The organism is Nostoc cf. edaphicum LEGE 07299 (genome assembly GCF_015207245.1).
Classification (GTDB): Bacteria; Cyanobacteriota; Cyanobacteriia; order Cyanobacteriales; family Nostocaceae; genus Nostoc; species Nostoc edaphicum_B.
This window is the reverse complement of record NZ_JADEXF010000895.1, coordinates 1-2,834: the sequence shown is the minus strand read 5'-3', so window position 1 is coordinate 2,834 and position 2,834 is coordinate 1. Positions and strand designations below refer to the sequence as shown.

Sequence of the window (2,834 nt, the reverse complement as noted above, 5' to 3'; positions counted from 1 at the left end):
GATTAGATGTAGAAACCATTTAGCACAATGCTTAGTGTGCGTACTATTATTATAACTGAAGTAATATTTTTTAGCATTAGCTGCTTTACATCTATCTTAAGGAAGAACTTGAATCAACTGCTACTCTTTTACTGTACCAAGAATGCGGTAAGAGCCAGGTAATTTAGAGGACTGGTCAGCATAGATCCAAGCATAGCTCAAAACTGGTATTTGCGAAATAGAGGCTACTTGTTCTTTAAATCCAGACATTTCGGCTTTCATGACCTTTCGTTCTGGGTAAAAAACAGAGTGTTACTAGAATTATTGGCTTTATAAATGACCGCTCAGGACTTGAAGATTGTACAATCATAAAAATTGAAAAAAGCTTTTGATTTTCCTAATTAACATAATTTATTCAGACATAGACGCGTACAATGCTAATTTCAAAATTACAAAAATTTTTAACAGCACCTATTACTCAAAAAAACAGACAAAATCAATCTAGATTGACTGTTGTTTTTTGGTACAGTCTCAGTCTAACTTTTGCTATTGGTTATATTTTTATGGGGGTGCGACAAGCTTTCACCAGCAAATATATAGTGAGCGACGATGCACGGGAATATATTTCTTGGATCTATCGTTACTTTAACCCAGATTTATTTCCTGGAGATTTAATTGCTGATTATTTTCAGTCGGTGACACCAATTGGGTATGGTATTGTTTATAAAATAATTGCAGCTTTAAATATAGATCCAATTTTATTTGGCAAGATTTTTCCATTAGTACTGGGAATAATTACAACTAGCTATTGCTTTGTAGTTTGTATGGAGCTATTACCAGTACCAATGGCAGGGTTTATCGCCTCTTTACTTTTAAATCAAAGCCTTTGCCTTCATGATGACCTATTTTCTGCTACTCCTAGAGATTTTATTTATCCCCTGGTTTTAGCTTTTATATATTATTTAATACGCTCGTCTGTAGTTGGTATATTAATTGTATTTGCGCTTCAATGTTTAATCTACCCTATCATAGGTTTTATCAATTTATTAATTTTGCTTTTGAGATTATTTCGCTGGCAGAATGGGCAGATAACTATTTCTCATAACCGAAAAGATTTTATTTTATTTGTAGCAGCCGCTATAACTGCTGGCATCCTAATTTTACCTTATACTATTCAATCATCACAATTTGGCCCGACAATTACTGCTGCTGTTGCGAAAACTATGCCAGAGTACTGGGATGGAGGAAGATTCAGGTATTTTACTCATAATATTATTAGTTATTGGTTTGATGGTAGAGATAGCGGTTTTTTTGCTTTAATTGCACCTCCTCAATTATTATTTGGTTTATTATTACCAATTATCCTGAAATTTCAATCTCGCTTTTTCCTAACCAAAGAAGTAAAGGATGAAGTCAAACTATTACTACAGGTAGTAATAGCTAGTTTAATCATGTTTTTTACTGCCCATGCCTTAGCTTTTAAACTGCACTGGCCTAGCCGCTACACCCATCATACTTTTAAGATAGTATTTGCTCTTGCAGCAGCAATCTCTATTACCTTAATTTTAGATGCTACATTTCGATGGTCGAGACAAAATGGCAGACAAATTTTAATCTTAGGGACTATTACGATCCTTGGTGCTGGACTCGTTTTGTACCCTAGTAGCTTAAAAGTTTTTCCCAAAACCCCTTATTTAGCAGGTCAAGCCCCAACATTATATAATTTTTTGCAAAAGCAACCGCAAAATATTGTCATAGCCTCTACTTCCCAAGAAGCAGATAACATACCCATCTTTGCTCAAAGAACAATTTTGGTGGGTAAAGAATATGCATTACCGATCCATACAAAATATTACGCTCAATTTCGCCAGCGGATGATTGACCTTATTAATGCCCAATATACTGATGATATTAATCAGATTAAAGACTTTATTCAAAAATACCACGTAACTTTTTGGTTATTAGACCGTTCTGCATTCCTTTCAGAATATATAACTAAAAACACTTGGCTACAACAATATCAGCCAGCAGCACAACAAGCGAACGCAAATTTACAGAAGGCTCTACCTGTTTTAGCAACATTAATTAACTCTTGTGCAGTTATTGAAACTGATAATTTAGTCCTTCTCAAAACAGAATGTATCAAAGCAGTATCGAAGACTTGAATATAATGTCTTAGGGAAGAACTTGAATCAACTGGTACTCCTTTACAGCGCCGATAATGCGGTGAGGTCGAGATAATTGAGAAGACTGGTTAGCATAGATCCAAGCATAGCTCAAAGCTGGTACTTGGGAAATAGAAACTACTGGTTGAGGGCGAGTAGGAAGATAGAAATTAAGCAGTACTTTTGTTTTAGCATCCATCTCTACATAGTACGTAGGATGAGATTGGAGAATTGAAGCGATCGCACTTTGTTGTAAAAAAGTTTTTAAACCAGAGTTATAATCACTTAATAGACCAATGCTACCTATTGCCGCCAAGGCCAGCCAACAGGGAATTAACCAACCTGCAATCCAATAACGCGCTGTGAGAAACTTTTTGTCAAAGTGGTAACGAGCAATCCACACCACAGGTAAAATTAACCAACCCAAGCCCATAGCCAAGCCAATAGTTGCATACTTGCGGATATCAGAACTACCCCAGCTAAAAATGCCAATACTCGCTATAACAAGTAAAACACCTAATCCACCCAAGCCATAACTGAGGTTTCGAGGGAGATTCTTCTTTGCAAAAAGATTTAATGCATTTACTTTACCTTTTTGAAGAGGTAATTGTGGGATAATTCCTATTTGATAAATATTACCTAGCCAGTTTAAACCCACAGATGCAAACAAAGCGATGAACGGATAAAGGC

General features: G+C 35.7%; 1 protein-coding gene and 1 pseudogene. One reads left to right on the top strand and one right to left on the bottom strand.

Features of this window, described 5'->3' with window-relative positions; genetic code table 11:
- The first annotated feature begins 485 nt into the window (after positions 1-485).
- A complete protein-coding gene (locus IQ229_RS22315) occupies positions 486-2,144 on the top strand; it encodes a hypothetical protein (RefSeq protein WP_194047491.1) in 1,659 nt (552 codons plus the stop codon).
- 10 nt (positions 2,145-2,154) lie between these two features.
- On the opposite strand, the pseudogene IQ229_RS22310 reads toward IQ229_RS22315, so the two are convergent.
- Positions 2,155-2,834, bottom strand: a pseudogene (locus tag IQ229_RS22310) (phospholipid carrier-dependent glycosyltransferase); the annotation flags it as partial.